Origin of the sequence: Sphingomonas sp. G-3-2-10, from assembly GCF_012927115.1 — a bacterium.
Classification (GTDB): Bacteria; Pseudomonadota; Alphaproteobacteria; order Sphingomonadales; family Sphingomonadaceae; genus Sphingomonas.
Genome location: NZ_JABBFY010000001.1, coordinates 2,687,418 through 2,713,703, shown reverse-complemented (window position 1 = coordinate 2,713,703; position 26,286 = coordinate 2,687,418). Strand labels below are relative to the sequence as shown.

The following is a 26,286-nucleotide window of genomic DNA, read 5'->3' as shown; positions in this document are numbered from 1 at the left end:
CCCCGAAGGGGAGAGGATTCACATCACGCCAGATCGAACCGATCCGCGTTCATCACCTTGGTCCATGCGGCCACGAAGTCCTTCACGAACTTCGCCTCATGCCCGTTCTCGGCATAGACTTCGCCGACTGCGCGCAGTTCCGAGTTCGAACCGAAGATCAGGTCGGCGCGAGTCGCGCGCCACTTCTCGCCGCCGTCCTTGCGGTCGGTCGCGATATACTCGTCCTCGCTGCCTTCGGCTGCCTTCCAGACATTGGTCATGTCGTAGAGGTTGACGAAGAAGTCGTTGGTCAGCTGGCCCGGGCGCTTGGTGAAGTGACCATGACCACGTTCGCCATGATTGGCGCCGAGCACGCGCAGGCCGCCGATCAGCACGGTCATCTCCGGCACCGACAGACCGAGCAGCGACGCGCGGTCTAGCATCATTTCCTCGGTCTTGAGCGCCAGCTTTTTCTTGCCGACATAGTTGCGGAAGGCGTCGGCTTCGGGCTCCATCACCGCGAAGCTGTCGGCATCCGTCTGCTCCGCCGTCGCGTCGCCGCGTCCGCCGGTGAAGGGCACGTTGGTCGCGCCGGCCTTCTCCAGCCCGACCACGCCGCCGAGCACGATCGCATCGGCCAGCGACATGCTGCCGCGCAGGCCGTTAAGCGTGTCGATCACCTTGGCGAGCATCGCCGGCTCGTTGACATCCCAGTCCTTCTGCGGGGCCAGCGCAACGCGCGCACCATTGGCACCGCCGCGATGATCGGACTTGCGATAGGTGCTGGCCGATGCCCATGCGGCCTTGACCAGCTGGCTGACGGTCAGTCCGCTGCCGGCGATCTTGGCCTTCACTGCCGCGACGTCTGCGTCCGAAGGCGTGGTGCCGGCGGGGATCGGGTCCTGCCAGATCAGGTCCTCGGCGGGGACTTCCGGCCCGAGGTACCGGACCTTCGGCCCCATGTCGCGATGGGTCAGCTTGAACCATGCGCGGGCAAAGGCGTCCTTGAATGCTTCGTGATCGGTGCGGAAACGCTCGCTGATCGCGCGATATGCGGGATCGCGCTTCAGCGCCATGTCGGCGGTGGTCATCATGGTCGGAACCTTGATGTTCGGGTCCCACGCTGCCGGTGCCTTGTCTTCTTCCTTCTGGTCGATCGGCTGCCACTGGTTGGCGCCCGCGGGCGACTTCACCAGCTCGTACTCATAGTCGAACAGCAGGCGGAAATAATTCTCGGTCCACTCCTTGGGGGTGTTGGTCCACGCGCCTTCGATGCCGCTGGTCACGGTATGCTCGCCGATGCCGCCGCTCTCATGGCCGCTGACCCAGCCGAAACCCTGCGCGACCAGATCGGCGCCCGAAGGCGCGTTGCCCAGCAGCGAAGCGTCGCCATTGCCGTGCGCCTTGCCGAAGGTGTGGCCGCCGGCGGTGAGCGCGACGGTCTCTTCGTCATTCATCGCCATGCGCGCGAAGGTTTCCTTCATGTCGCGCGCCATGCCGGCATCGTCATGCGGATTGCCCTGCGGTCCTTCAGGGTTGACGTAGATCAGGCCCATCTGGATTGCGGCCAGCGGCCCCTCGATCTCGTGCATGCCATGCTCGGGGGCGATGCGGGTCTGCACGCCCTGGTTCACCCATTTGTCTTCCGAACCCCAATAGATGTCGCGCTCGGGCTCGAACACGTCGGCGCGGCCGCCGCCAAAGCCGAACACGGGGCCGCCCATGCTCTCGATAGCGACATTGCCGGTGAGGATGAACAGATCGGCCCAGCTGATATGCTTGCCGTATTTCTGCTTGATCGGCCAAAGCAGCCGGCGCGCCTTGTCGAGATTGCCATTGTCGGGCCAGCTGTCGAGCGGCGCGAAGCGCTGTTGCCCGCTATTGGCGCCGCCGCGGCCGTCCGCGGTGCGATAGGTGCCGGCGGCGTGCCACGCCATGCGGATGAAGAAGGGGCCGTAATGCCCGTAATCGGCCGGCCACCAGGGCTGGCTGTCGGTCATCAGCGCGGTCAGGTCGGCCTTCAGCGCCGCATAATCGAGCTGCTTGAACGCTTCGGCATAGTCGAAATCGGCGCCCATCGGGTTCGATGCGCCATTGGGATTGAGGACTTCGGTGGCGAGCATCTCGGGCCACCAATCCTTGTTGGTGCGGCCCAGCAGGCTGCGGACACCTCCGCCATGTACCGGGCAACCGCTCGTTTTCGCGTCCATCGCATCTCTCCCAAGGTTGTGAACTGCAGTTTGGATCTCCGGGCAGCCTATGCCTACCGGCCCGAAGCCGGAAACGCTTTCCCTCGCTTACGTTGAATTGGAAAATCGATGAGAGCGTTCGCGGTTGCGTGGCCAGCGGCAAAAACGACTCGCTTTCATCCCGCTTAGTCCCCACATCGCCCCGGCAATGCCGCCCCCTCCGCCCTCCATCATCCGCGTCATCGATCTCGAGACCACCGGCAGCGCGCCGCCAGCGCATGGCGTGTGCGAGATCGGCTGGCAGGATGTCGCGCTCAGCCAGAGCGGGCGGTGGGAACTGTTCGGCGAGGGCGGGCAGCGTTTCGTCAATCCCGGCCGGCCGATGTCGCCGATTACCACCGCGATCCACCATATCCGCGACGAGGATGTGGCGGATGCGCCTTGGTGGCACGATGTCGCGCGCCCGATCTTGGATCCCTGGCCGCGCCGCGTCGCGCTGGCCGCGCATCGTGCGACGTTCGAAGAGCAATTCTGCACCCCTTCGCTCACGCGCGGGGCCGACTGGATCTGCACGTGGAAATGCGCGCTGCGCCTGTGGCCGGACAGCCCCAGCTTCTCCAACCAGGTGCTGCGCTACTGGCGCAAGCCCGAGGGGCTGGAGCATGAGCGCGGGCTTCCGGCGCACCGCGCCTTCCCCGACGCCTATGTCACCGCATTCCACCTGCGCGACATGCTGAACGAAGCCAGCGTCGCGCAGCTGATCGAATGGTCGAAGCTGCCGGGCCTGCTGCCCCGCGTCCGCTACGGCCCCGATCGCGGCAAGGAATGGAGCGAGATCGACGATGACAGCCTGCACGGCTTCCTGTCTGATCGCGATATCGACATCCGCTTCACCGCCGAAACCGAATATCGCCGCCGGCTGGGTGGAGGCCCGGTCGGCCGCACGCCGGAGAATCTGCTGCTCTGATCAAAGATTGGCGGCAAGGAAGTCCACGAACACCCGGATCCGCGCCGGTACGCTGGCACCCCCGACGAACACCGCGTGGATGCTCTCCACATCGCCGGGATTGAAGGCTTCGAGCACCGGCACCAGCTCGCCGCGCGCAAGCTCCCCGGCCACGCCGAACGATCCGACCCGCGCGATCCCCATGCCCAGCGCCGCGAGCTGGCCCAGCGTCTCGCCATTATTGGCTTCCACGTTCCCGCGCACCGACAGGGCGAACTCCGTCCCGTCGCGGCGGAACGGCCAGACCGGCTCGGCGCGGCGGAAGTTGAAGTTCATGCAATTGTGCCGGTGCAGATCCTCGGGTTGCTGCGGCGTCCCGTGCCGGGCGAGATAGTCGGGCGAGGCGATGATCACGCGCCGTGTCTCGCCCAGTTTCCGCGCGGTCAGGCTGCTGTCGGGCAGGGGGCCGAACCGCACCGCGACATCGGCTTCGCCCGACGCCACATCCACCAGCGTATCGGTCAGCGCGATGTCGATCAGCACATGTGGATAAAGCTCGGCGAACCGGCGCAATAGCGGCACGACGCAGAGCCGGCCGTGCGAAAAGGCCGCGCTGACCCTCAGCCGCCCGCGCGGCGCACCCTGATCGGCGATCGCCTGTTCGGCATCGTCCAGATCGGTCAGGATCCGGCGCGCGGCGAGCAGATAGGCTTGGCCCTCGGCGGTCAGCGACAAAGCGCGGGTGGAGCGCAGCAACAGCCGCACGCCCAGCCGCGCCTCGATCCGGTCCACCGCCCGGCTGACCGCAGACGGACTCATGTCCAGCGCGCGCCCGGCGGCCGAAAAACTGCCATGCTCGACGATCGCCGCGAACAGCGCCAGCGCATGGGCGCGGTCCGCGCCGCCTCGCATCTTTGCTTCCAATGCAAAAATCCTTCGCGTTCCAGGCTGCTACCGCCTCGGTAGGCCTGCCGCCATCTGTGCCTCCGCATAGCAGAAGGAAGCAGGGATATGGAATATCGGCAACGCGGAACGCTGGGGTTGCTCGCGCTCGCCATCGGGGCGTTCGGCATCGGCGTCACCGAATTCGCGCCGATGGGCCTGTTGCCGTTGATCGCGGGCGATCTTCAGGTCTCGATTCCGTCCGCGGGCCTGTTGATCAGCGCCTATGCGCTCGGCGTCATGATCGGCGCGCCGCTGATGACGCTCACCACCGGGCGGGTGCCGCGCCGCACGCTGCTGATCGGCCTTGCCGGCATCTTCACGCTCGGCAACCTCCTGTCCGCTGTTTCCGATGGCTATGGGATGCTGCTCGCCTCGCGGCTGATCACCTCGCTCAATCACGGCGCCTTTTTCGGCGTCGGCTCGATCGTTGCCGCCAGCCTCGTCGCGCCGGATCGCCGCGCCAGCGCGGTGGCGGCGATGTTCATGGGCCTTACCGTCGCGAATGTCGTCGGCGTGCCGCTGGCCACCTGGGCGGGCGAGCATCTCGGCTGGCGTTCGGCCTTCTGGGGCATCGCCGCGCTGGGCCTCGCCACGATGGCGGCGCTGCGGTTCGCGCTGCCACCGCTTCCGGCGCCTGCGGGTTCGGATGTGATGCGCGAACTGCGCGTGATGACGCGTGGCGATGTGATCGGCGCGCTGGCGCTCACCGTCGTCGGATCGAGCGCGATGTTCACCGTGTTCACCTATATCGTGCCGATCCTGCGCGACGTGACGCACGCGTCGCTCGGTTTCGTGACGACGATGCTGGTCGTCTATGGTCTTGGCCTCACCGTCGGCAACTGGCTGGGCGGGCGCTATGCCGATCGCTCGGTCGATCGCACGCTGATCGTCACCCTCGCGTCGCTTTCGGCGATCCTCGTCGCCTATGCGGTGCTGATGCCCTATGCCGGCGTCAGCGCGGTGCTGATCTTCCTATGGGGCGTGGCCAGCTTTGCTCTTGTGCCTCCGCTTCAGGTGCGGGTGATGCGCGCGGCCGGCGATGCGCCGAACCTCGCCTCGGCGGTCAATATCGGCGCGTTCAATCTCGGCAATGCAATCGGCGCGGCGCTGGGCGGCGGCGTGATCGCTTCGGGCCTCGGCTACCCGGCGGTCGCACTTGCCGGTGCGGCGACGTCGCTGGCGGGGCTCGCCGCCGTCCTGCTGTGGCGGCGCGAGCCGGCCGCCGCGCACGGCGAGCTTTGCGGCGCCTGATTGGCGTCGCCCGGCCACGGGGCTAGAGCGGTCCCAATGCTGAGCAAGCTCGAACAGGCCGCCCATAATCTCGAGGAAGCGCGCGAACTGCGCGCCGCGGGTTCGACCTATCGCCAGATCGGCCGAAAGCTGGGTCTGACCAGTGGCCAGCTTTCGCATATCCGCCGGTCGTTGAAGCGCGAGAAATCGTCGGCCACGCGGCTGAGGTCCACCCAACCTGGCGCGAGCAGCCGCGATCTGCCGGTCAGCCAGTGCGGCTTGCCCGCCGGGCTTCGCAAGAGTCTGACCGCTTCAGGCTACAAGACTCTCGGCGATCTCGCCGATCGCCTCGCCGAATCCGGCCGGTCGGGGCTGGAGGCGACGCCGGGCATCGGGCCCTATCGGACGACGCTGGTCACCCGGCTGCTTGCCTATCATGGCCTCTCATCGGGTCATGGCGACCTGCCGGCGGAAATCGAGCGCATCTTCCCGGAATTTTTCTGAGGTGCATATTTAGCCTCTCCCTATGAGAGAGGAACAAGAGGGGATCGGTCCGGTAAGTTGAAACCTATCGCCGCCCCGCGATCAGCCAGCGGACCCCTTCCAGTACCGCGCCGAACACCAGATGCGCGCCGACGCCCCACACCACCGGTTCGGCAGTCTCAACTTCCGCATCAACTTCCATAACCGCGGCGGGGTCGGCCAGCGCGGTGGTAGCCAGTCCATAGGCGCCGCCAAAGCCGGTGCTCGCTTCGGGCTTATACTCGCTCAGCACCCCGAAAATGCCGCCCATCACCGCGCCGATCACATAGGGTGAGGCGCCTTCGGGCACGGCCGGAACGGGCGGATCGGCCGCTTCGGCTTCGTCACCGTCCGGTTCCAGCTTCGCAAGTTGTGATTGAAACGCGGAAACCGCCGCGGCGGCCACCAGCCCCGCGGCGATTCCTGCTGCCAGTCCGATAAAGGGTCGGGGGCCGGTCGACATGCGCACCTCTTCAGGCAGCCCGGGCACTCGGGCGTTTGCGCATCCCTTCACCGGCCCCCGTCGCGCGTCAAGTCACGCGCAACTTCGGAGGCTCGAAGTGTCAATATTCGACGCGGACGACCTTCAGGTTCTTCTTCGCCAGCATGGCCTGCACGCTGTCCGAACCGGCCAGATGGCCCGCGCCGACGGCGATGAAGATGGTGCCCGGCTGGTCCATCCGCTTGGCGATCCATTCGACCCAGTTGGCGTTGCGCTGGGTCAGCAGGGCGTTCCCCACTTCGGGGACCTCGCGCATCCCTTCGTTCATCAGCGCGGCGAGCGCGTCCGGATCGCCCTTGGCCCATACGCCGACCATCTTGTCGAGCATCTCGCCCGTCTTGGGCAACTGATCGACCGTGCTGACCAGATAGCGGATCTGCACGTCCATCGGCAGGCGATCGAGGAAGCCAAGCTGCTCCGCGGCCGTCTCCAGCCCGGCGATCGGCTTGCCGGCTTCCTTGGCGGCGGCGGTCAGGACCTTCTCGACGCCCTGATTGGGATCATAGCCGAACTTGGGCAGCGAACCGGCGGTCAGCGCGATCGCCGCGAACCACGGATCGAAATTGTCGAGCGCGGTGGCGGGAGCGCCAAGGCCGACGACGGCTGCGGCATAGGCGGCGCGCTTGTTCTCCGGCAGTTGCGACGTGATCGTCGGTCCTGCGGGATTCAGCGCCATCGGCATCACGATCGCCTGGAGGTCGGCCGGGGCCGGCTCGACCATTTCGAGCACGAGCTGGTCGCTCTTGTCGAACGCCTGCCGCACCGCGCTGTCGAACCAGCTCAGCCCGGGCTTCAGCGCATGGACCGTGCCGAACAGATAGATGGTCGTGTCGTCGTCCTTCAGCACCCACAAAGCGGGGTTGGCTTCGGTCGTTGCCGTAGCAGCGGCAGGCGCCGGGGCGGCCTGTGCGAATGCCGGAGCGCCCGCAAAGGTGACGGCCAGTGCGGCGGTCGAAAGGATCAGCTTCTTCAACATATACGGATACTCCCCAATCACGCGGCTTACGGCCGCAATTTCTTCCAGAGATAGGCAATCAGCGACGCGGCGAGGGTGCTGGCGAACAGCCATTCATGGCTAGGTTCGGGCACGAGCTTGCCCCACCACAGCAGGTACCAGACCGCGTAGAGGATCATGTAGAAATACAGGCCGACCGTGCTGGCGAGATAATTGTCGCGCAGTTCGACCTCGTCGACGACCTGGAAGAATTTCCAGCTGCCCCAGGTGAGCGACACGACGATCACCACCGACGCCAGGATCGCGGTCCATGCCGGCAGGTCGCCCTGCAGGAAGCCGCCGGGGCCGTTGTCGCTATATTTCGACGTCAGGAACCCGACGATGCCGCCCGAGATGCCCAGCAGGGTGACCACGCCCATGATCCGCTTGCGCCGCGCCTTGCCCGCACGTTCGCCTGCGCCCACGCCCTCACTCGCCGTCATCGAACACATCCTCGATCTTCAAATCGAACAGCCGCGCGATGCGGAAGGCCAGCGGGAGCGAGGGGTCGTATTTGCCCGTCTCGATCGCGTTGACCGCCTGCCGCGACACGCCCAGCCGGCCGCCAAGCTCCGCCTGGCTCCAGTCGCGTTCGGCGCGCAGCACCTTCAGCCTGTTCTTCATCGCTTCCCCACCCTTTGTGAGTGTCGCCATACCCTGACCGAATGTCAGGTTACACTGACTAAATGACAGTGACTCACGACTGTGTCAAGCGACCCTTACCACCTGCAAGGGACGCGCGACGGTTTGCGCATGACTTTCACCACGCTGCGGGAACGGAACTGGCTGGAAGCTCAGCGGAAAACGATGGTCCGGTTGCCGTTGAGGAACACCCGCCGGGCGCCGACCCACTGCACCGCGCGGGCCAGCACCTGCGCCTCGATGTCGCGGCCGATGCGGATCATGTCCTCGACCGAGGCACGGTGATCGACTCGCTCCACCGCCTGCTCGATGATCGGCCCTTCGTCGAGGTCGCTGGTCACGAAATGGGCGGTCGCACCGATCAGCTTCACCCCCCGCGCATGGGCGCGGTGATAGGGCTTGGCGCCCTTGAAGCCGGGCAGGAAGCTGTGATGGATATTAATGCACCGCCCCGCCAGCTGCTCGGACAGGCCGGTCGACAGGATCTGCATGTAGCGGGCGAGGATCAGGTAATCCGCCCCGCTCGCCTCGAACCGGTCGAGGATCGCGGCCTCCTGCGCCTCCTTGCCCTCGGGCAGCAGGTGAAAGGGCAGGCCATGCCATTCGGTCAGGTCGCGCAGCGTGTCGTGGTTCGAGACCACGCCCGCGATTTCAACCCCCAGCCCGCCGGTCTTCCAGCGGTGGAGCAGGTCGTTCAGGCAGTGCGATCCCTTGGAAACCGCGATCAGGATGCGCGGCTTGGCCCCAGCGTCGGCCAGCGCCCAGTCGAACCCGAACCGCTCAGCCACGGGCGCGAACTCGGCCTGTAGCCGCCCGGTCTCGAACGGTTCGCCAGCCGCCTTGAACTCGACCCGCATGAAGAAGCGGCCCGAATCCAGGTCGGCATATTGCTGGCTGTCGAGGATGAACCCGTCGCGTTCGGCCAGAAAACCGCTGACCGCGGCGACGATCCCCGGCCGGTCCTCGCAATCGAGCGTGAGGACCCAGGCGGGCGCAGTTGCGTCGGTCATCGGCGGCAGTTCAGGCCGGAACGCGGTGTAGTGCGCACAGCTTGTTGCCGTCGGGATCGCGCAGATAGGCGAGATACATGTCGCCGAATCCGGCGTTGCGGATGCCCGGCGCATCCTCGATCGCAGTGCCGCCATTGGCGACGCCCGCGGCGTGCCAGGCATCGGCCTGTTCGGGCGTCATCGCAAAGCCGATCGTGCCGCCATTGGCGTGGCAGGCGGGCTGGCCGTCGATCGGGGGCGAGACCATGAAGACGCTGCCGTCCTTCATGTAGATCAGCCGGTTCTTGGGGTCCTGCATCCCGGCCCTGCCGCCCATCGCGACGAAAAGGGCATCATAGAATGTCTTGGACCGGGCAATGTCGTTGCTGCCCACCATCACATGGCTGAACATGGTCTCTCTCCCGCTTTTATGGTTTTCGGTTCAGTAGACGACGACGCTGCGGATGCTCTCGCCCGCATGCATCAGGTCGAAGCCCTTGTTGATCTCCTCAAGGCCCATCACGTGCGTGATCATCGGGTCGATCTCGATCTTCCCGGTCATGTACATGTCGACGATCTTGGGCACGTCGGTGCGGCCCTTTGCCCCGCCGAACGCGGTGCCGCGCCAGTTACGGCCGGTGACCAGCTGGAACGGGCGGGTGGCGATCTCCTTGCCCGCCTCGGCGACGCCGATGATGATGCTGGTGCCCCAGCCGCGATGGCACGCCTCGAGCGCGATCCGCATCACTTCGGTGTTGCCCGTCGCGTCGAACGTATAGTCCGCGCCGCCATCCGTCATCGCGACGATCCGCGCCACCACGTCCTCGCGGCTCATGCCTTTCGAATTGAGGAAGTCGGTCATGCCGAAGCGGCGGCCCCATTCCTCGCGGTCGGGGTTGATGTCGACGCCGATGATCTTGTTCGCGCCGGCCAGCCGCGCGCCCTGAATCACGTTCAGGCCGATGCCGCCCAGCCCGAAAATGACGACATTGTCGCCCACCTGAACCTTGGCGGTGTTGATGACCGCGCCGACACCGGTAGTCACGCCACAACCGATATAGCAGCTCGACTGGAACGGCGCGTCCTCGCGGATCTTGGCGAGCGCGATCTCGGGCAGCACGGTGAAGTTGGAGAAGGTCGAGCAGCCCATATAATGGAAGACCGGCTGGCCCTTGTAGCTGAACCGGGTCGTGCCGTCGGGCATCAGCCCCTTGCCCTGCGTCGCACGGATCGCGGTGCAGAGGTTGGTCTTGCCGCTCAGGCACGACTTACACTGGCGGCATTCCGGGGTGTAGAGCGGGATCACATGGTCGCCCGGGGTCACGCTGGTGACACCCGCGCCCACTTCGCGGACGATGCCCGCGCCTTCATGGCCGAGGACCGAGGGGAAGATGCCCTCGCTGTCGAACCCGTCGAGCGTATAGGCGTCGGTATGGCAGATGCCGGTCGCCATGATCTCGACCAGCACTTCGCCGGCCTTGGGGCCTTCGAGGTCGAGCTCGACGATCTCCAGCGGCTTCTTGGCTTCGAATGCGACTGCGGCGCGGGTCTTCATGGCGGTTCTCCGGGGATTTTGCGGCCCTGATCGGAGAAACCCCGCCCGGTTGCAACCTGCCGCGCCATTCATTCCCCGGACGCCGGATAAGAATCCTGGTGTCTTCCTGCGAAAATCGTGCAACTTCGCACCTGCACAAATCCGGGGGGATTCGAACATGATGCTTTTTGCGGCGTTTGGAGTGCTGGCGCTTATCGTGGTGGTTCCGTTGATCACCCGCTTCATCGACCGGAAAAAGTATCTCGCTCACGAGGCGCGGCGGCATGAACGTCAGCGGGTGCGCAAGCGCGACTGGGCGGTGATGGACTGGATCTATGGCCGCCGCGGCAAGCTCCGCATCACGCACCAGCAGCCGCGCGAAGAGGGTGTCGAGGACTGACCGGCTCGCACCCGCGCCACGCGGGGCAGATCGCGCTACATATAATATGTTGCAATGCGGCGGATGCGAGGCGTCTCACCTCGCTCCATTCAGCGCAGCCGTGGCGGCGCTGGACCCCGTTCAGCGGGGGAAAATGGTGCTGCCGGTGAGGATTGAACTCACGACCTCAGCCTTACCAATTGGCTTTTTTACTTGCGCTAATCTATCCAAACCTACGATTTCAGCCATTTCTTGTTGACTCACCTAGCCGATAAAGCGACAATTCAACCCACGATATTCTGCCTCTTGCTTCCGATCTGCTTCCAAATTTCGGACGCTCCCGGAAAGCTGAGGTCGGGTTGGAGTAGTATAGCATGTCCACCGAGCGCGTTCGAATTACCAAGCGGGTCGTCGACGGCCTCTGTGCCGATGGAACCGACCGCTTCCTGTGGGACAGTGATGTCATTGGTTTCGGGCTGAGAATCTCCCCGGCGGGCAAGCTGGTCTACATCCTTCAATATCGCTTCGACAGCCGCCAGCGCAGGTTCAAGATCGGGCCGCATGGATCGCCGTGGACGCCCGAAACTGCCCGCGCGGAATCTAAAGTATTGTTAGGTAAAGTTGCAGAAGGAATCGATCCGCAAGAGATTAAAATAGCACAACGCAAGGAACTCACTGTCGGAGAACTTTGCGATGCTTATCTTGCTGAGGGCCTTTTGACGGCAAAGCAGACCTCAATCGACTCCGCGCGAAAGGATATCGAGAACCACATCAAACCGCGGATCGGTCGTCGCCGGGCGTCGAAACTCTCGCGCGCCGATGTCGAGCAGATGCTGCGGGAGGTCGCAGAAGGAAAGACCCGCCGAACCCGCAAGACGGGTCATCGCGGCCTTTCGCGCACGCGCGGAGGCAAGGGCGCCGCCAACAAGGCCGTTTCGACGCTGAGTGCCGCGCTGGGCTTCGGCGTGATGCGGGGTGTACGGCTCGATAATCCGGCGATCGGCGTCAAGAAATTCCCAAGCAAGAAGATGGAGCGCTTTCTCTCGCCTGCCGAGCTCGCCAGGCTCGGTGAGACGCTCGCAGCGGCCGACGCGCTCGGCGTTGAAAGCCCGTTTGCGATCGCGGCTATTCGGCTGCTGATCCTGACTGGATGCCGCCGCAACGAAATCCTGACGTTGAAGCGGGGCTATATCGACCCGCACCACCGCTGCCTCCGGCTCCCAGACAGCAAGACCGGAGCGAAAATTGTCCATCTCGGCGCACCCGCGATGAAGGTGATCGTCGGCATCCCTTATGTCGAGGGCAACCCTTACCTTCTCCCCGGGAAGAAGGAGGGCACCCGCGTCACCGATTTGCAGGCGGTCTGGACCCGCGTCCGCGTGACCGCAGGAATCGAGGATGTCCGCATCCATGATCTCCGCCACAGCTTTGCGTCGGTCGGCGCCTCGAATGGCGACAGCATGCTGATCATCGGCGCGCTGCTCGGTCACCGCAGCACGAAGACGACCGAACGCTACACCCATCTTTCCGATCATCCTTTGAAGTCGGCGGCGGACCGGATCTCCGACGAAATAGCGAAGCAGCTCGATCAGACGCTTTCGGTTACCGTCGGCGCCGCGGAAATCGATGATCCGTTCGCGGCGTTCTGGGCGCTGCAATCGGAGATCGATGCTCCAAAGCCTGATCCTATCCTGGGCGCGATCATCAAAACGTGCTGGCTGGATACGCCTGCTGTCGCAGTGATGCTCGGAATGACTGTCGGCACGCTCCAGACCTATCGCTGGATGGGAACCGGGCCGGCGTTTCGGAAGATCGGCCGTCGCGTGGTCTACTCCGCCGACGCTGTCAAAGCCTGGGCCGAAATCCAGAACCGCACGATGGAGTTTGCGGCCGCCGCGTGATCGCGATGACAAACTCCCCTTCGACGATAGCGCCCTCGGATAAGAGACCATCCTGCCGGCGCCGGCGTTCTGCCGCCAGGCCGCGCATCGACCGCACTTCCCCGAGCACACGCAACGGACTAGGCCGGCAACCATGAAATCGGCGCTCACATATGCCGCGCACGATAAACGAAGCGCTCTCATGCCCGTGTGCTGCGTACCGCGGATCCGCCAGCCATGTCCGACCTGACCGCCAACCAGCATTATGTCTGGCAGCATTACCTTCGGGCGTGGGGCGCGCCGAGGAAGATATGGTGCAAGCGGGCTGATCAGCCCGAGCCGTTCCAGACGACACCGCGAAACGTTGGCGCCCAGAGGTTCTTCTACGAGTTTCACGAACTCACGCCGGACGACCTCGCCTACCTGCATCAAGTGATCTCGAAATCGAACGATGCCAAGCTCCGCGACCTCAATCGCGGCTGGATCGACAGCTTCCAGATGACTTTCTCGATCCGGGATCGACTGAAGTCGTTCGAAATCGAGCCAGCGCTTCGCGAAGAGCTCGAGACGACACTTCGCGAGGTCGAAAGGACGCTTGGCGAGCGATTTCACGGCGCCACCGAGGATCGCGGCTTACCGCTCATCGATGCTCTGCGGCTCGGGGATACGAGCTTCTATGCGGAGGAAGCGGGCTGGATGGGGTTCATCGACTACATCACGCATCAATATTTTCGAACCGCCAAGCTTCGCAATGCGATGCTCGCAATCGAAAACCCGCTTCCGCACGAGATGCGGCGAACATGGCCGATCGAGGCCTTTATCTATGCGACAAACCTTGCTTCCAGCCTCGTCCGCCAACGCCGCGACTACCGGATCGTTCTGCTCCGGAACCTGTCCGCGATACCTTTCATCACCGGCGATCAGCCGGTCATCAATCTCCTCGGAATCGAGGTCGAGGAGCTCGACTTCTATTACCCGCTGCAACCCGATCTCGCCATGATCTTCACTGCCAGCAAAGCGCGATACCCCCTGGATCGCGTCGACGTCGGCCAGATTTCAGTAGAGAGCTACAACCACCGGATTTACGGAAAATCCGACACCCAGATTTACGGAAACGATCCGGCTTATTTGAAGGCGTTGACGCAGCTGCCGAAGGAAGTGCGCTTCACCTGAAAATCCTAGAACAGCGCGAGCGGCTTGTACGTGACGAGATGCGGCGAGATGCCGAACGCCCCGAACAGCGCGCGCCGCTCCTCCAGGTCGTTGAACACGCTGATCGTCCATAGCGTCGTCGCCAGATCCACACGGTCCATGATCGCCTCCAGATAGGGCTGATCCACCTCCGCAAGTCCGTGGCCCATGATCATGACCTCGCGAATGTCCACCAAGCTGTCGAAGAAGCTGCGGTTCTTCTCAATCAGCTTGACGGTCGGCTTGAACGTCGCGGCGAAGAAGTCGTCGATATGCTCGATTCCGGCGCGAACCCGCCAATCGTCGTCGGGCCCGTCGGGCTTGAAATTGAGACTGTCCTCCGGCCTTCGTTCCCAGCCGTGACCAAGGATGAGCGGCGCGGAGAGGTCGGCCGCATCGCCGTGAATGTGAAGAACCTGGTTTCGCGGAACGCCGTAAATCTGCGATAGCGTAGGCGTATAGTTGAAGCTGAGGAAACGCGCCGAGGGATCGATGTTCAACGGCGCAGCTATTGACCGGCCATCGGGAATGGCGAGCCCCCGGATCCAATCGCCGAAATGGGCGGTGAGCGTGGTCGACAAGCCGGTGCCGATCTGCTCGAGCTCATATTGGAAGTCGCCATATCCCTTGTCGTCGAGGAACTGTGAGGCGTAATCGACGGCCTGGTCGGCGTCGAATTCGGCCAGCCGCGTTTCGAACTCCGCCCAGAATTGCGCATCAGCCGAGAAATATTCGCCGATCATCCGGTGAACGGTGCGATCGGTCCGCGCCAGATAGGCGGCGAAATCCTGATAGCCCGATGCGATCCCGTGATACCGGTCGAAGCCGTTTCCTATGACGTACAGTCGCTCGCGGCTCATGCATCCTCATTCGGGTAGCGTTCTGGATAGCCGCGGGCGACGCGCTGGAAGAGGTCGCCGCCATCGACATGGACGTTCAATATCGCCGAGGTCGGCAGCGGCTGGGTCGTGTAAAGTTCGAAGTCCTTCGTCTCGCAACTGCAACCCAAGGACAATGCGAAGCGATGCACCACAGAGGACCCGGCGCTGGCGAGGTGCTCGCTCGCCGACATCGGCATCGCGATTTCGATGATCGCAGCCTGACCAGTGACTCTGAGCAAGTTCAGGATATCAGGGTCTTCTTGCCAAAAGTACGCCGACTCGCCGCCCCAATGGCCAAGGATTCCCTCCAGTCCATCATAGTCATGGGGCTCGGGATTCGCGATCATGTAGAGCTTCCCTCCTCGCGACGCCGCTTGCCCGTGAAACGGACTTCCCGCGAAGATCGCGTCAGCCTGTGCTTCGGTAAAATCACCAACGGTGACGCGGCGGTCGAGACGGTCCCGCAGACCCTGGATCGTGCTTGGAGCGAGCCCCGCGCTACGTACGCGTTCGAGCTCATCGTCGGTAATTCGCGTATAATGCCAACCGCGAATAGTCCGCGAATTCATCTCTCCAGACACTTCGTCCACCAAGCGCATGAAAGCGGGCGCGAACGGGTTGTCGCGACGCATGATGTGGTTCGAAGACTTATATTCGGCGTCGATCTCCTGATCCGTGCGGAAATAGTCGACAAGCAGTTGCCCATGCTTGGCGAGCATGGCGACTAGGTCGGTATCGTAAGTTTGAACATCCCAGACGTCGATGATGCTGCTACGCATTTCACTTCGGCGGGTCATCACCGCCACTCCCAATCTATGACCGAGGTTATATCATAGCAGCGACTGCGGCGGCCGATCTTCCCCAAATAATCGCCAGAAAGCCCGGGTGAACGGCAGCAGCGCATCGGGTGTCATCGCATCTTCGATGATCTCGCCAAGATAGGCTGGATCTTGCCAGGCAGCCTCGCTTACCCAATCGTCGCCTGCGATGATGCGATAGTCCTTCACCCCGACGAACGTCAGCATCGCGATCCATGGGCCCTCGATTTCGAAGCTGCGCAGCCTGGCGATAACGAACGGCACGATCCCCTTCAGCTCAGGTACGAAATATTTCGGCCAGACCAGCCGGTGTCCTTCGCTATCCGCATGTCCAACACTCCAGGCGAGATCGACATAGCCAAGCCGGTGATTCACCGACCAGCACCGCACGCCGCCGGTCTTTGCATCGACCGGCGAGTGCACGACTACCCGGTCGAGCCCCACAATCGTGCGGAAATTACTGGTGTGCCGGGGTGGAAGAACCGCCATCTCGCCAGTGAACGGGACGTCTCGCGCCGCTCGGAGGACGGACAGGGGCGCGACAGTCAGCACGGCCGTCGGCCAGCTCTCCAAGCGGCATGGCATATCGACCCCGGCGGTCGCCTCGACGGCCTTGTGGTGGAGGTCGCGGATGCGCGCCGGAAGGTCGGTGGAGGCGGCAAACGCCTGTCGAAGCTCGGCGGTGCTCATCTCATAATTGCCTCGATTGGCGCGCCGGAAAAAGCGGCTGCTCTTGTCATACGCCACTCTATGCGGGGAGATCAGGCTGGCGCCTACGCGCATGACCAGCACCGTCCTCCCGTTGGGCAGCGCGATTTCGCGAACCCGGAACTGAGGGACCCTTGGATCGACGCAAGTGCGCAATTGGTCGTCGATGCGGCGCAGCCCCTCGTCGGTGCCGGCCCGATCGATCCCGACGATCTCCGCGGCGATGCCGTTCTTGTCTTCACGCACCCCGACCACGATGTCGCCGCCGTCGGTGTTGGCGAATGCGGTCACATCGGCGAGAAAGTCCCGAACCCCTTTATGGTCAGCGCCGGGAAAGGCTTCCTTGAAGTCCAGCGTCGGCCCTTCGCTGCGGCCATAGGTCTGCAGCGCTTCGATATCTGCCAGGCTGATCTCGTCGAGCGGGCGTTCGATCATGCCGATCGCATAGCAGGTCTGCAGTCTTGTCCGAAGCGAGTCCCGCTGACATTCAGTGTGCACGGCGGACGAAGGGGTGCCGCCTTGAATTGTGGGAGAACGGCTTCCGTTGCTCTTGGACGAGCGCAGGCGTCGAACCAAAGCCGGATGCTGAAATCGGAGAAATGCTGGTGAGGGACGGATCGCTCGATGACGTGGTGGCGGTCTGGATGGACCGGGTTGTCGAGGAGCATTGGGGGCGCAACCCAGGAGACAATGAGGCCGCAGTCTACTTCGCGATGCTCAAGCACAGCGTGACGGGACTGCTTGCCACCCATGATCGGTTCAAGCCCGCCACCGATTACCGGAAGGAGGTCGCAGAGGTCTTGCGTGTTGTGCGGAACCTTCTCGGTCCGCCGGAGGAGGGGGAAGAGGCGGAGTCCGACTGGCCAGAGCCTGAGTTTGCGGAGCTTGAGGCTCCCGCCGAAAGCGCAGCCCAGGTGCCCGACGGCAAGCATGCCCGCTATTGGGAAACCGATTCCTGGCGAAAGGACTTCTATACCAGCTTCAACCGCTGGTTCTGGGACATGAAGGATTATGCGCTTCCCGCCGGCCGTCGGAAGATGGATTTCCTCTGGGACGTCGGCGAGGTCTGGATCGCGACGGGTGCGGCGGCCCTGGTCTATTATGCCAAGGACGATCGTCCTCAGTGGAAAGCGGTCGCCGACATGATGCGCGAGTGTGCCGACCTGGTCGAAAAGGACGGACTGCGATCGCTGCCTTGGGGCCGGTGGGGCCGCTATTCTCCGGCCAATCGCGAGCCCAAGGCCTGACGGTCAACGCTTCTTTGGCATCAGGCTCAGGATGAAGGAGAGATCCTGCTGGCTGTGACAGCGGTCGATCGGCCGGCTGCCTTGCAGCCGCGGGTGGCCAGAATTGAGGAACAGCGCCGCCTGTTGCTCGGTCGGATAGGCCCGCTTCGCCGCCTCCAACAACTGGCCACGCAATTGGCTCGCTTCGCGTTCGGCCGCGAGGCGCTTTCGGCGTGCATCACTGTCCTTGGCCAACTGGCGCTCGAGCCGCAGCAGCGCGTCATCGCTGTCACCGGCGAAATCCGCGAAGCTGGTTTCGGTGCCCGCGACCTTCTGTGCCAGCCAGGCCGCGGCTTCGCCTTCGAGCATCTGCCCCGCCTGGAGGCGAATCGACCGCTGGCGATCCGATGCCGCCTTCTCCAGCGCGACTGCCTTTTCAGCCTCGGCGGCAGCGATGGCCTCCTGGTTGCGGTGGCGGATCGCTTCGAGCGGCAGGCCGCACAGGTCGTCGACCACCTTCGGTACGTAGCCGGACACCATAGTCTCGAGCCGCGCGATGCGCGCCAGAAGGTCATCATAGGCGTCGCCGCCCGCCTCGATTAGCTGCGAGGGCGTCATGTCCGAACTGCAATACGTCGCTGCCCATTGCCGGTAGCCGGCATCATCATCGACTTCCGCGGCTCGGAGCAGCTTCTTCACGCGCCACCGCAGTTCGGTCCGGCGATGCAGCAGGCCCTGGAGCTCGGGCTCAACGTAAAAGCATTGGTCCTCGCGGCTCCAGAATACCGCCTGACCCATTGCCGTGAGCTCCGCAAGATAGTGCCAGACCGCGGCATGCGGGCTGCCATAGCTCTCCTTGCTGAACCCGGCCTCGGCCAGACGTTTCACGGGATAGGCGGCGAGATCCGTCCGGATCATCCAGTCGGGCACCGCGGACGACAGATCGCGTTCGTTGGGAAACGCGCCTTTGACCTTGAGGGCTGCGCCCGGCGAATATTGCTCGCTCGGCTTGATCACGAACGCGAACAACGCCTCGGCCTGCCAATCCCCCGCGGGAACGTTGAACCAATGGCAGCCTTCGACTTCGATGCCGATCAGCGCCTCGAGACCAGTGCGCTGAACGGCTGCTACCGCCTCGGCTGTCCAGCAATCGGGCACGCTCGCACGCCGCCGGCGCAGGATATGACCCTTGAGCCGCGCGCCCCGCTCGGCTTTCTCTTTCGCCACAGCGGCATCGAGCCTGCGCCGGGCCGCCGCGGTCTTGCGGTGATGGATCCATGTGCGCGGCGCCGTGTGCAGGATCGCGGCATCGAGCGTATCGCCGTCCATCTGCCCCGCCTTCAGCCCGGACAGGTCGATCTCAACCATCGAAATGTCGTGATCACGCACCTTCGATCGCTTCTCGCCGTCTACCGCGTGGCTGACGAGAAACTCCACCGCCAACTCGAACCCATGGTAGCGGACCAGCGCGTCGGGTTGGAACGTACCGATCTTGTGCTCGGGGAGCACTGCATCGAAGGCATAGGTGCCAGCCGCAAACACGGTCTGGCGAAGGCGCTCCTCCTCGAGCACCAGCGCCGGCAACGTCAGCGTTTTCGCAGCCGCAAGCAGTTCTTTCGCGTAGCGGTGAAGGGCTGTCTCGCCGGTGCACAGCGAGTCGGGCCGGTGCGCGAAATGCCGGCGCTTGTCGATCGGCTGGCGCAGGGTCAGCGGCTCGCCGCAATCCAGGCAATGAAACGGTCCCTGCCTTACGCTGGTAACCGCCGACACATGTCGCGCCACCTTGTCGCCGCACCTTGCGAACGGCACTTTGAGCATAGCTTGCCCCATGGGCTGCGCCATCCGTCCGGCAGCGCACGGCCGACGTGGTGGCCGGGCTAGGAACAGGGGGTCAAAGCGATCCAGGTCGGACAATCTGCGCGCCTCGCGCCGGCGCCGCACGAAGGTGCGCGACGCCGGGACCGAATTGTGCGCCGGCTCGACATTCCCATCAAGTCTGGCGAGAGGGTTACCCGCATGACCCGCACGGGACTCGTTCGAACTTCGCTAGCGACGGCAGGGTCGACGCTGGACTTGAGCGGTCGGACGCTCGAAACAACGGGCGAAAGGAATCTGCGTTGGCGTTTATAGATGAGCTTGTCGAAGGCGGCGGAAATTTCGTTTTCACGCGCACCGAAGGCGGCGCTTCTCTGGCTCCGGCCAGCGACCGCGATGGCGACCTGGCCTCGTTCCAGAATCTGGTGCGCCGGGTGCGCGCCAATGAGGGCGACGGCTATGAAATCCATCTGGCGCATGTCTCGTCGGACCGTCCGGGCAAGCTCGTCGACCTCATGGTGCTGACGATCGAGGGCGTTGACTAGGGCGGTGGAGCAGATGCGATGACCGACTACAGGCGGCAGATCGACGACGCCTGGGACTGTCTCGACAGGGACGAGCCCGGGCACGCCGTGATATTGGCCCGCGCCATTCTGGACCATCGCCCCGAGGTGATCGACGCCTATGTGGTGCTGGCAGCGGCAACCGAGGTTAGGGCGGAAGCGATCGCGCTGCTGAAGGAAGCTGCTTGCGTCGGTGCGGCTTTCCAGAAGGGCGAGGTCGCCGACAACATCAGCTATGATCGGGATGCTCATACGCGCGCGCTCGGAAACCTGGCTCGCCTGCTTTGGGAAACAGCGCGGCCGGGCAACCGCGCGGACGCGCTGCGCCACGCGCGGTTGGCGCTGCGGCTCGATCCAAACGACCGTGCGGGCACGCGATTGATGCTGATGGGGTGGGAAGCGTCGGCGGGCAATTGGCCGGCCGCGCGCCGTATCGTGCGCCGTTATCGCGATGAGCAGCGGACCGAGCTTCGCTACTGGCTGGCGCTTCACGCGTTCCGGGATGGTGCGGCCGATGCCGATGCGCTGCTCGACAAGGCGATCGCCACCAATCCTCACGTCGTCGCCGCGCTGACCCGGCGCCTGGTGTCGATCCGGCTCCCTACCGAATCCTATTCGTTCAGGTCTCCCGATGAAGCCGCGATCTACGCCGCCAACGCGCAGGATGCCTGGAGCGCGACTCCAGGTGCTCTGAAATGGCTGGCTTCGCGCGGAAGCTAGCGTTTCGCCAAGGCCGCCCTTTCATGCCGTTCGGCCGAGCGCCGCTGCTTCGGCGATGAAAACCTCGATAGGCAAAGTTGATGAGGTCGCGCACCAGCTCAAGCAGCCCGCCGGTCGGAAGGCCGTCGAACGGATCGCCATGCGCGAGCAGGTTGCACCGCTCGGCCGGCGTTGGTTAGGTTTCGCCGGTCAGGGGGCCGGTCCGGCGACCCGCTGCGATGTCCGCCAGGCTCGTCACGCAGTGCCCCTATTTCTTGGAAAGGTCGACCTGAAGCTTCTCGCGATAGACCCCGATACGCTGGTTTGCCCGTTTGACGATATCCTCGAAGAACAAAGTCTCGGCGTAGAGCTCGCCAAGATTTCGGCCGCTCTCGGGGTCCTCCAGCGGTGTCGAGCGGAAATAGCCTTTGCCGGCGGCGAAGCGGGTCCACCCCGCCATCCGGAGTGGCGCGATCGTGTCGCCGATCAGATAGCCGTAGAATTTCTTCAGCCGGCCGTTCGATTTCGCGGCAAGCAGATGCGCATATTCCGAGAGGTCGCCGATATGATCGTCCATGCTGACGCCGGGCGCCTTGAACTCGATGATGATCGCCGACCCCTCCTTGCCGAAGATCGCGATGTCGGGCCGCATGGCTCCGTTTTCGTCGGTCCGGCGGCGCAACGTCTCCGCCAGTTCGGCGTCGATGCTCGGATCGAACAGCTTCTCACCGTCGCCCCATTCGATCTGCGCGAGCGGCTTATCCGAGGCGATATGGTCGTAATATTGATACTCTTCGCTGAGCAGCCAGATGTCGTGATCGGACGTCTCTTTGCTGTCCTTCTTCATCGGGAAGAAGATGTTGTGGATGATGCGCTCGTCCTGTCGGCGTTCGCCTTCCTTCACCGCCTGCACCGCGAGCTGGCGGTCGCACGCGAGCGCGAGGATTTCGACGATCGCGGCCCGCCGCACGACCAGCTGCGAGAGATTCGCCATGTCGATCGTCTTGAGTGACGCAGTGTATTTCCACGACAGCTCGTGGATTTTCTGCCGAAAATCCTCGGTGTGCGGCTCGGCCTTTTCGATCTCCTCCCTGAGGTCGAAGATCTCGGCCGTCTCGGCGATGATGCGATCCTGATATTTTCGCAGGACGCGCTCCGCGACACTCTTCGGCGTATCGCCATAGACGACCCTCGTCTCGGTATCGGCGAGCATCCCCGCGTTGACGCCGAACCTTTCGGTCACATCTGCAACCACCTGATCCCGGCTCCAGCCCGAGGGTGAGACCATCTCCTCGATGATCGGATCAATCTGGTCAAAGATGCCCGCATAGGAGACCGTCTCGTCGGAGAAGAGATCGCCGACGGGAATCTCGTCCGGGATGCCTTCGAAGCCGTCGCGCTGCTCATTCACGCGCCGGTCGAGAAGCTCGCCCTCGATCAGAACGATATGATGAAAGCCTTCGACCGCGCGGTTCTGCTCGGCGGTGGTGCGCAGATAGCGCCGGGTGATGTCCTGGACCGGGGACGATTTCGCGCAGAAGGAGATCGCATTTCGCGGCAGGTCGAAGACTGTTGCGTCGAGCTTATAATGCGAGAGCGTGAAGTCCGTCGACTTGCCGAGCGGACCTCCCGAGCGCGGATCGCGCTGCTCTATTTGAGCGACTCTGACTTCGGTTACCGACGGGAGATCGGCCGCACCAAGGCTAGCTGTCTCGACCCGATCCTTCGGGTATCGGGTCTCGAATATGATGTTGAAGTCGCCGAGTTCCGATTTCAGGCTGACGAGGCGCTGCAGGAACGCGACCAGCATGTAGCGGCGCATATTGGCGGCGGAGAAGACGTCACCCAGCGCGTCCGCCTTGTAGAGGCGCTCACGCGTTGCAGGCTTCAGGCCGTCGAGCGTGATGGTGGTGCCAATGTCCTGCGCGTCGCCATGCGTGATGGTGAAGTCGGTAAGATCGATCTTCTTTCGTGCCGCGACCAGCGGCAGCGTTCGCATCAGGACCTTACCCTCGCTGCGATAGGTGCTGCGAATGCCGACCCGCTCGAAATGATGGAAGAACTGGATGCGGCCTGCGCCCTTGCACTTGCCGATCCCAGCGATCGTGAGGTCGTCCTTGTAGGATGTGTCCTTGGTGAGGAACGCCTCGGTCTGGTCGTCGCCGAGGCCGCATCCGTTGTCGGTGCAGGAGATGTACAGGTCCTGACCGTCGCCAAGCAGGCCGGTCGCGGCAATCTCCGCCACGATCTTCACCTCGAGGCTGCGCTGCGCGGGGTCGTCGTGTTGCCGGATCAGGAAGGAGTCAATCGAGTTCGAGATCAGTTCTTCCAAAACCACGTAGCGGTTCGAGCTGATCTTGGTGTTCTTCAAGCTTCCGCGAATATCGAGCGTCATTGGTGATCCGTCGGGAAGCCTTCCCCCCGCTGGAATGTCTGGAAGCCGGGCCATCGCGAAGTCAAGAAACTTCCCGCCCGGAATGCCGTGCATCGAAGAGGGGAAAGCCTTCCCCTGCCGCCGCGCTCATATCGCGGCGGACCCCTTCTGCGGGAGGCTCCGCCCCCGCAACGCCCCTGTTCTCCGGTAAGAGGGAGGTGTCCGGGTACCGCTGGGCAGCAGGCCTGTCATCGGGCGGCGCGGCGTGCCGCGTCCGACAGGCTGCGGAACGTGATCGACCAGCGCGCCTGATCCATTTCGGAGATGCTGTGCTCCCAAACGTGGCGGATCTCGCCGCTCAAATGGTAGATCGAGCGAGGGGCCAGCTCGACCGAGCGGCGTTCGAACTTGGCGCCGGTGCGGCGGCGAAAGCGCATCGTCGCGGGCGCGCCGAGCGAGAGGCCGATGACATGCTCGAACACCGGCCGGTCCTTATGCCAGCCGATGCCGGCACCGGGATCGTACCGGATCAGCAGCGCCTGGACGAGCTGGTCGGGATCGAGTCCGGCGAAGCGTGCCGCGCGCTCGCGCGTCGGGTGGAGCCAGTCCGGGATCGGCGCCGCCTTGTCGAACCGGCCGGTCTCGAAATCATAGCGCCAGCCATAGGAATGGGTCAGCCGCTTGCCGGTCCATTGCTGGAAGCGAAAGGGGCTGAGGTCCGCTGCATCGATCCGCATGATCAGATCAGCTTCCTCGGCCGGGGCGATCATATCGAGCGCGGTCGCCAGCCCGGGCGCGATCTCGCTGTCGAACAGGTCGAGCATCGCGTTCATCGCCGCCAGCCGCGGCCGCCCTCCCGCCCACCGTTTGCGCGTAACAGTTCGCCCAAGGGCTGCCCGTCGAGCGTGCAATAGGCGACGATCCGGTCGTAGCTGCGGCGTCCGGCGCGGCATATCACCGTCCTGCCCATTGCCAGCCGGATCAGCCGCCGCTTCGCATCCTCGCCGCCGCGCTCGTGAAGCTCGGGCGCGTAGAAGTCGCCCAGCCGCACTTCGATCCATTGGTCGCGACGGCCCTTGGCCCCCACGCACAGCATGTCGCCGTCGCCGATATAGCGGACGGTCCCCGAGAAGCTGGCGCCATAGGTAGGAAGCGCGCCTTCGCACGGATCGGCCTTGGCCGGTGCGCACCAGAACATCGCCAGCATCGCCGCTGCCGGCGCCGCAATCCTGATCACCATGGCAATTCCTCGATGAACAGGACCAGCTCCTGAAACCGGTCCGGCTCGAAGCCGATGCCGTCAGCTTCTTCGGTCAAGCCAAACCGCGCGGCCGCTTCCATCACCGCCTCGGCAGTGGATTGACGCTCGGGGTCGTGCGCGGCGGTCCATTTGGCAAGCGCCGAGATCCGGGCATGCAGGGCGGCCGAGGCGAGAGCATCATCGACTAGCCCGGCATGCTCGGCATAGGCCTGGAGCGCAAGCGCCTGCGCCATTGGATTGTCCCGCGCGTGCATCGGCAGTTGCGCCACTGTCCGCATCGCTCCCTCGAGATGCGCGGCGCTCAGCGCAACACTGTTCAACTGGTCCGTCGCGCTCATTTCCTCGGCGAGCGCGAAGCTCTCGGGATGGGATGCCAGCATGTCAGAGCGCCAGCTCGGTCTGGCGCGGCAGCTCGACGCGCGGGGCAATCTCCGCGATCGCGAAGCTGCGCGCGGGCAGGGGCTGGAGCAGTTCTTCCTGCGGCACGCTCAGGTCGAGCCAGGCCATGTTCTGGCGGCGCAGCAGCACCGCGCCTTGCCGCTCCTGATAGAAGAAGACATCGGGATTGGCTTCGATCGTCACCACCGCGAAGCTCAGCGGCCAGTCGGGATTGCCGGGCCGCCAGACGCCGGCGAGATAGAACCAGTTGCCGTCGTCGAGCGTCACCCGGAAGCGCCGGTCGCCATTCTTGACCTGGAACTCGCTTGCCGGGATCAGGCAGCGATGGGTCGGAAACATCTTGCCTTCCGAGCGGATGAACTTGAACGGCTTGGTGCCCTGACCCTCCCAGGGCTGGAGGCCCCAGCCGGCCTCGACCATCTCGACCTCTTGCATATTGTCCGGGTTCCGCCGGATGATGGGGCGACGGGTGCCAAACGCGGCTTCCGACTCGAAGGGACTCGCTTTCATCGTGAGAACATAATGCGAACGATGGCTTGGCGCAAATCGGAGATCGTCGATGTGCAATGACTACCGGCTCGAGGTCGATATCGCCTCGATCATGGAGGATTTCGACGATCTGAAGATCAAGATCGACCTGCCCGAGGGCACGCCCAACGTCGCGGCGCGCGAAGACATCAAGATCACCGACATCGCGCCGATCGTGCGCAGCGCCGCAGGCGGCGGCGGCGGGCTCGTCAATCGACGATGGAGCTGGCCGGGACAGGGCGCCAAGGGGAAGCCGGTCTACAACTACCGCGCCGAGGGGCGGTCGTTCGCGGACAGGCGCTGCCTGATCCTTGCCGATGGCTTCTACGAGTTCACCGATCCCGACGACCCGAAGCAGAAGCGCCTCGACAAATGGCTCTTCACCATGGCGGACCATCGCTGGTTTTGCATCGCCGGCATCTGGCGCGAAAGCCCGGTCGGCGAGGCCTTTACGATGCTGACCCTCGACGCAGGCGAGGACGTCGCACCCTATCATCACCGCCAGATCATCCCGCTGCCGCGCGACCGCTGGGCCGCCTGGCTGGACCCGGAAGTGCCGGCCGATGACGTGCTCCGCATCCTGCCCAAAGGCAGTCTCCTACCGGTGCGGGTCTATCCGCCCGCACCGGCACAGGGTGCGCTGCTGTGACCGCCGAGGCGGGGTCGCTGGAGCGGTTCGTCGAGGCGCAGTCGCAGATCTATGCGATCGCGCTCGGCGAGATCCGGCGCGGCGCCAAGCGGTCGCACTGGATGTGGTTCATCTTCCCGCAGCTCGCTGGGCTTGGCCGCAGCGAGACCGCGAAGTTCTTCGGCATCCGCTCGCTGGACGAGGCGCGGGCCTATCTGGCGCACCCGGTGCTTGGCGCCCGGCTGCGCGAGTGCGTCGGCGCGCTGCAGGACATCACCGATATCAGCATCAGCGCGCAAGACGTTTTCGGCGCGGTCGATGCGATGAAGCTGCGCTCGTCGCTGACCCTGTTCGAAGCGGCCGAACCAAGTCCCTTATTTGCCGCTGCGCTCGATCGCTGGTTTGCCGGGCAGCACGATCCGGCGACCTTGGCTAAGCTTGGTGGTTAAGTCCGCAGGCTCGCC

Annotated in this window: 29 protein-coding genes; 11 read left to right on the top strand and 18 right to left on the bottom strand. The window is 64.1% G+C overall.

Annotation, left to right across the window (positions count from 1 at the left end; all coding sequences use genetic code 11):
* Positions 1–23 precede the first annotated feature (23 nt).
* The gene (gene katG / locus HHL13_RS13645; protein WP_169556184.1) at positions 24–2,189 is read right to left on the bottom strand and encodes a catalase/peroxidase HPI; all 2,166 of its coding nucleotides are present in this window, start codon (positions 2,187–2,189) and stop codon (positions 24–26) included.
* Positions 2,190–2,376: 187 nt separating this feature from the next.
* Here katG and HHL13_RS13640 point away from each other — a divergent pair, with 187 nt between their 5' ends.
* Entirely contained in the window at positions 2,377–3,135 is a 759-nt protein-coding gene (locus HHL13_RS13640) for an exonuclease domain-containing protein (RefSeq protein WP_169556183.1), read from the top strand.
* Here HHL13_RS13640 and HHL13_RS13635 read toward each other — a convergent pair whose 3' ends face one another.
* Entirely contained in the window at positions 3,136–4,038 is a 903-nt protein-coding gene (locus HHL13_RS13635) for a LysR family transcriptional regulator (RefSeq protein ID WP_169556182.1), read from the bottom strand.
* 87 nt (positions 4,039–4,125) lie between these two features.
* Between HHL13_RS13635 and HHL13_RS13630 the strand changes: the two genes are divergently transcribed.
* Together HHL13_RS13630 and HHL13_RS13625 are read left to right on the top strand one after the other, a co-directional pair.
* Positions 4,126–5,310 (top strand): MFS transporter, encoded by a 1,185-nt coding sequence (locus HHL13_RS13630; protein ID WP_169556181.1) that lies wholly within the window; start codon positions 4,126–4,128, stop codon positions 5,308–5,310.
* Between the two features lie 36 nt (positions 5,311–5,346).
* A complete protein-coding gene (locus HHL13_RS13625) occupies positions 5,347–5,793 on the top strand; it encodes a hypothetical protein (RefSeq protein ID WP_169556180.1) in 447 nt (148 codons plus the stop codon).
* 64 nt (positions 5,794–5,857) lie between these two features.
* On the opposite strand, the gene HHL13_RS13620 is transcribed toward HHL13_RS13625, so the two are convergent.
* The 7 genes from HHL13_RS13620 to HHL13_RS13590 all read right to left on the bottom strand — a co-directional run bounded on the left by HHL13_RS13620 (position 5,858) and on the right by HHL13_RS13590 (position 10,493).
* Positions 5,858–6,274: a DUF1440 domain-containing protein gene (locus HHL13_RS13620; RefSeq protein WP_169556179.1), complete on the bottom strand. Its 417-nt coding sequence runs from the start codon at positions 6,272–6,274 to the stop codon at positions 5,858–5,860.
* Positions 6,275–6,374: 100 nt separating this feature from the next.
* Positions 6,375–7,289: a TraB/GumN family protein gene (locus tag HHL13_RS13615; RefSeq protein WP_169556178.1), complete on the bottom strand. Its 915-nt coding sequence runs from the start codon at positions 7,287–7,289 to the stop codon at positions 6,375–6,377.
* 26 nt (positions 7,290–7,315) lie between these two features.
* Entirely contained in the window at positions 7,316–7,750 is a 435-nt protein-coding gene (locus tag HHL13_RS13610) for a hypothetical protein (protein WP_169556177.1), read from the bottom strand.
* Positions 7,737–7,931 (bottom strand): helix-turn-helix transcriptional regulator, encoded by a 195-nt coding sequence (locus HHL13_RS13605; protein ID WP_169556176.1) that lies wholly within the window; start codon positions 7,929–7,931, stop codon positions 7,737–7,739. The genes HHL13_RS13610 and HHL13_RS13605 overlap by 14 nt, the downstream gene beginning before the upstream one ends.
* 170 nt (positions 7,932–8,101) lie before the next feature.
* Positions 8,102–8,959, bottom strand: coding sequence for a formyltetrahydrofolate deformylase (purU, locus tag HHL13_RS13600; RefSeq protein WP_169556175.1), 858 nt, complete (start codon positions 8,957–8,959; stop codon positions 8,102–8,104).
* A 10-nt stretch (positions 8,960–8,969) separates the two neighbouring features.
* Positions 8,970–9,350, bottom strand: coding sequence for a VOC family protein (locus HHL13_RS13595; protein WP_169556174.1), 381 nt, complete (start codon positions 9,348–9,350; stop codon positions 8,970–8,972).
* 30 nt (positions 9,351–9,380) lie between these two features.
* Positions 9,381–10,493 carry an S-(hydroxymethyl)glutathione dehydrogenase/class III alcohol dehydrogenase gene (locus HHL13_RS13590; protein ID WP_169556173.1) on the bottom strand — a complete coding sequence of 371 codons (1,113 nt, stop codon included), beginning with the start codon at positions 10,491–10,493 and terminating at the stop codon, positions 9,381–9,383.
* A 157-nt stretch (positions 10,494–10,650) separates the two neighbouring features.
* Between HHL13_RS13590 and HHL13_RS13585 the strand changes: the two genes are divergently transcribed.
* The 3 genes from HHL13_RS13585 (at position 10,651) to HHL13_RS13575 (ending at position 13,904) form a co-directional block, all read left to right on the top strand.
* A complete protein-coding gene (locus tag HHL13_RS13585; protein WP_169556172.1) occupies positions 10,651–10,872 on the top strand; it encodes a hypothetical protein in 222 nt (73 codons plus the stop codon).
* Positions 10,873–11,225: 353 nt separating this feature from the next.
* Positions 11,226–12,752 carry a tyrosine-type recombinase/integrase gene (locus HHL13_RS13580; protein WP_169556171.1) on the top strand — a complete coding sequence of 509 codons (1,527 nt, stop codon included), beginning with the start codon at positions 11,226–11,228 and terminating at the stop codon, positions 12,750–12,752.
* Positions 12,753–12,968: 216 nt separating this feature from the next.
* A complete protein-coding gene (locus HHL13_RS13575; protein WP_169556170.1) occupies positions 12,969–13,904 on the top strand; it encodes a DUF4238 domain-containing protein in 936 nt (311 codons plus the stop codon).
* 5 nt (positions 13,905–13,909) lie between these two features.
* Here the strand turns inward: HHL13_RS13575 and HHL13_RS13570 are convergent, their stop codons facing one another.
* From HHL13_RS13570 to HHL13_RS13560, 3 genes are read right to left on the bottom strand one after another with little or no spacing between them, the layout of a single operon-like run.
* Positions 13,910–14,782, bottom strand: coding sequence for a bacteriophage abortive infection AbiH family protein (locus HHL13_RS13570; protein WP_169556169.1), 873 nt, complete (start codon positions 14,780–14,782; stop codon positions 13,910–13,912).
* Entirely contained in the window at positions 14,779–15,600 is an 822-nt protein-coding gene (locus tag HHL13_RS13565) for a hypothetical protein (RefSeq protein WP_169556168.1), read from the bottom strand. Before HHL13_RS13565 ends, HHL13_RS13570 begins: the two co-directional genes overlap by 4 nt.
* 33 nt (positions 15,601–15,633) lie before the next feature.
* Positions 15,634–16,764 carry an ATP-binding protein gene (locus HHL13_RS13560; protein WP_169556167.1) on the bottom strand — a complete coding sequence of 377 codons (1,131 nt, stop codon included), beginning with the start codon at positions 16,762–16,764 and terminating at the stop codon, positions 15,634–15,636.
* A gap of 164 nt (positions 16,765–16,928) precedes the next feature.
* Here HHL13_RS13560 and HHL13_RS13555 point away from each other — a divergent pair, with 164 nt between their 5' ends.
* Complete coding sequence (locus tag HHL13_RS13555; protein WP_169556166.1) at positions 16,929–17,576, top strand: hypothetical protein; 648 nt, start codon at positions 16,929–16,931, stop codon at positions 17,574–17,576.
* 3 nt (positions 17,577–17,579) lie between these two features.
* Here the strand turns inward: HHL13_RS13555 and HHL13_RS13550 are convergent, their stop codons facing one another.
* Positions 17,580–19,373 (bottom strand): hypothetical protein, encoded by a 1,794-nt coding sequence (locus HHL13_RS13550; protein ID WP_169556165.1) that lies wholly within the window; start codon positions 19,371–19,373, stop codon positions 17,580–17,582.
* A 299-nt stretch (positions 19,374–19,672) separates the two neighbouring features.
* On the opposite strand from HHL13_RS13550, the gene HHL13_RS13545 reads away from it, so the two are divergent.
* Together HHL13_RS13545 and HHL13_RS13540 are read left to right on the top strand one after the other, a co-directional pair.
* Complete coding sequence (locus HHL13_RS13545) at positions 19,673–19,915, top strand: hypothetical protein (RefSeq protein ID WP_169556164.1); 243 nt, start codon at positions 19,673–19,675, stop codon at positions 19,913–19,915.
* An 18-nt stretch (positions 19,916–19,933) separates the two neighbouring features.
* Positions 19,934–20,653 carry a hypothetical protein gene (locus tag HHL13_RS13540; RefSeq protein ID WP_169556163.1) on the top strand — a complete coding sequence of 240 codons (720 nt, stop codon included), beginning with the start codon at positions 19,934–19,936 and terminating at the stop codon, positions 20,651–20,653.
* A 247-nt stretch (positions 20,654–20,900) separates the two neighbouring features.
* Here HHL13_RS13540 and HHL13_RS22400 read toward each other — a convergent pair whose 3' ends face one another.
* The 5 genes from HHL13_RS22400 to HHL13_RS13515 all read right to left on the bottom strand — a co-directional run bounded on the left by HHL13_RS22400 (position 20,901) and on the right by HHL13_RS13515 (position 25,176).
* Positions 20,901–23,027, bottom strand: a complete 2,127-nt coding sequence (locus tag HHL13_RS22400) for a hypothetical protein (RefSeq protein WP_206376924.1) — start codon at positions 23,025–23,027, stop codon at positions 20,901–20,903.
* A 227-nt stretch (positions 23,028–23,254) separates the two neighbouring features.
* Complete coding sequence (locus HHL13_RS13530; protein ID WP_240953708.1) at positions 23,255–23,839, bottom strand: alpha-ketoglutarate-dependent dioxygenase AlkB; 585 nt, start codon at positions 23,837–23,839, stop codon at positions 23,255–23,257.
* Positions 23,836–24,246 (bottom strand): nuclease, encoded by a 411-nt coding sequence (locus HHL13_RS13525; RefSeq protein WP_169556162.1) that lies wholly within the window; start codon positions 24,244–24,246, stop codon positions 23,836–23,838. Before HHL13_RS13525 ends, HHL13_RS13530 begins: the two co-directional genes overlap by 4 nt.
* On the bottom strand, positions 24,240–24,605 hold the full coding sequence (locus HHL13_RS13520) for a hypothetical protein (protein ID WP_169556161.1): 366 nt from the start codon (positions 24,603–24,605) through the stop codon (positions 24,240–24,242). The genes HHL13_RS13525 and HHL13_RS13520 overlap by 7 nt, the downstream gene beginning before the upstream one ends.
* Positions 24,606–24,648: 43 nt before the next feature.
* On the bottom strand, positions 24,649–25,176 hold the full coding sequence (locus HHL13_RS13515) for an SOS response-associated peptidase family protein (protein ID WP_169556160.1): 528 nt from the start codon (positions 25,174–25,176) through the stop codon (positions 24,649–24,651).
* Positions 25,177–25,225: 49 nt separating this feature from the next.
* Between HHL13_RS13515 and HHL13_RS13510 the strand changes: the two genes are divergently transcribed.
* Positions 25,226–25,843 (top strand): SOS response-associated peptidase, encoded by a 618-nt coding sequence (locus HHL13_RS13510; RefSeq protein WP_169556159.1) that lies wholly within the window; start codon positions 25,226–25,228, stop codon positions 25,841–25,843.
* A complete protein-coding gene (locus tag HHL13_RS13505; RefSeq protein WP_169556158.1) occupies positions 25,840–26,271 on the top strand; it encodes a DUF1810 domain-containing protein in 432 nt (143 codons plus the stop codon). Before HHL13_RS13510 ends, HHL13_RS13505 begins: the two co-directional genes overlap by 4 nt.
* The last annotated feature ends 15 nt before the right edge of the window (positions 26,272–26,286 follow it).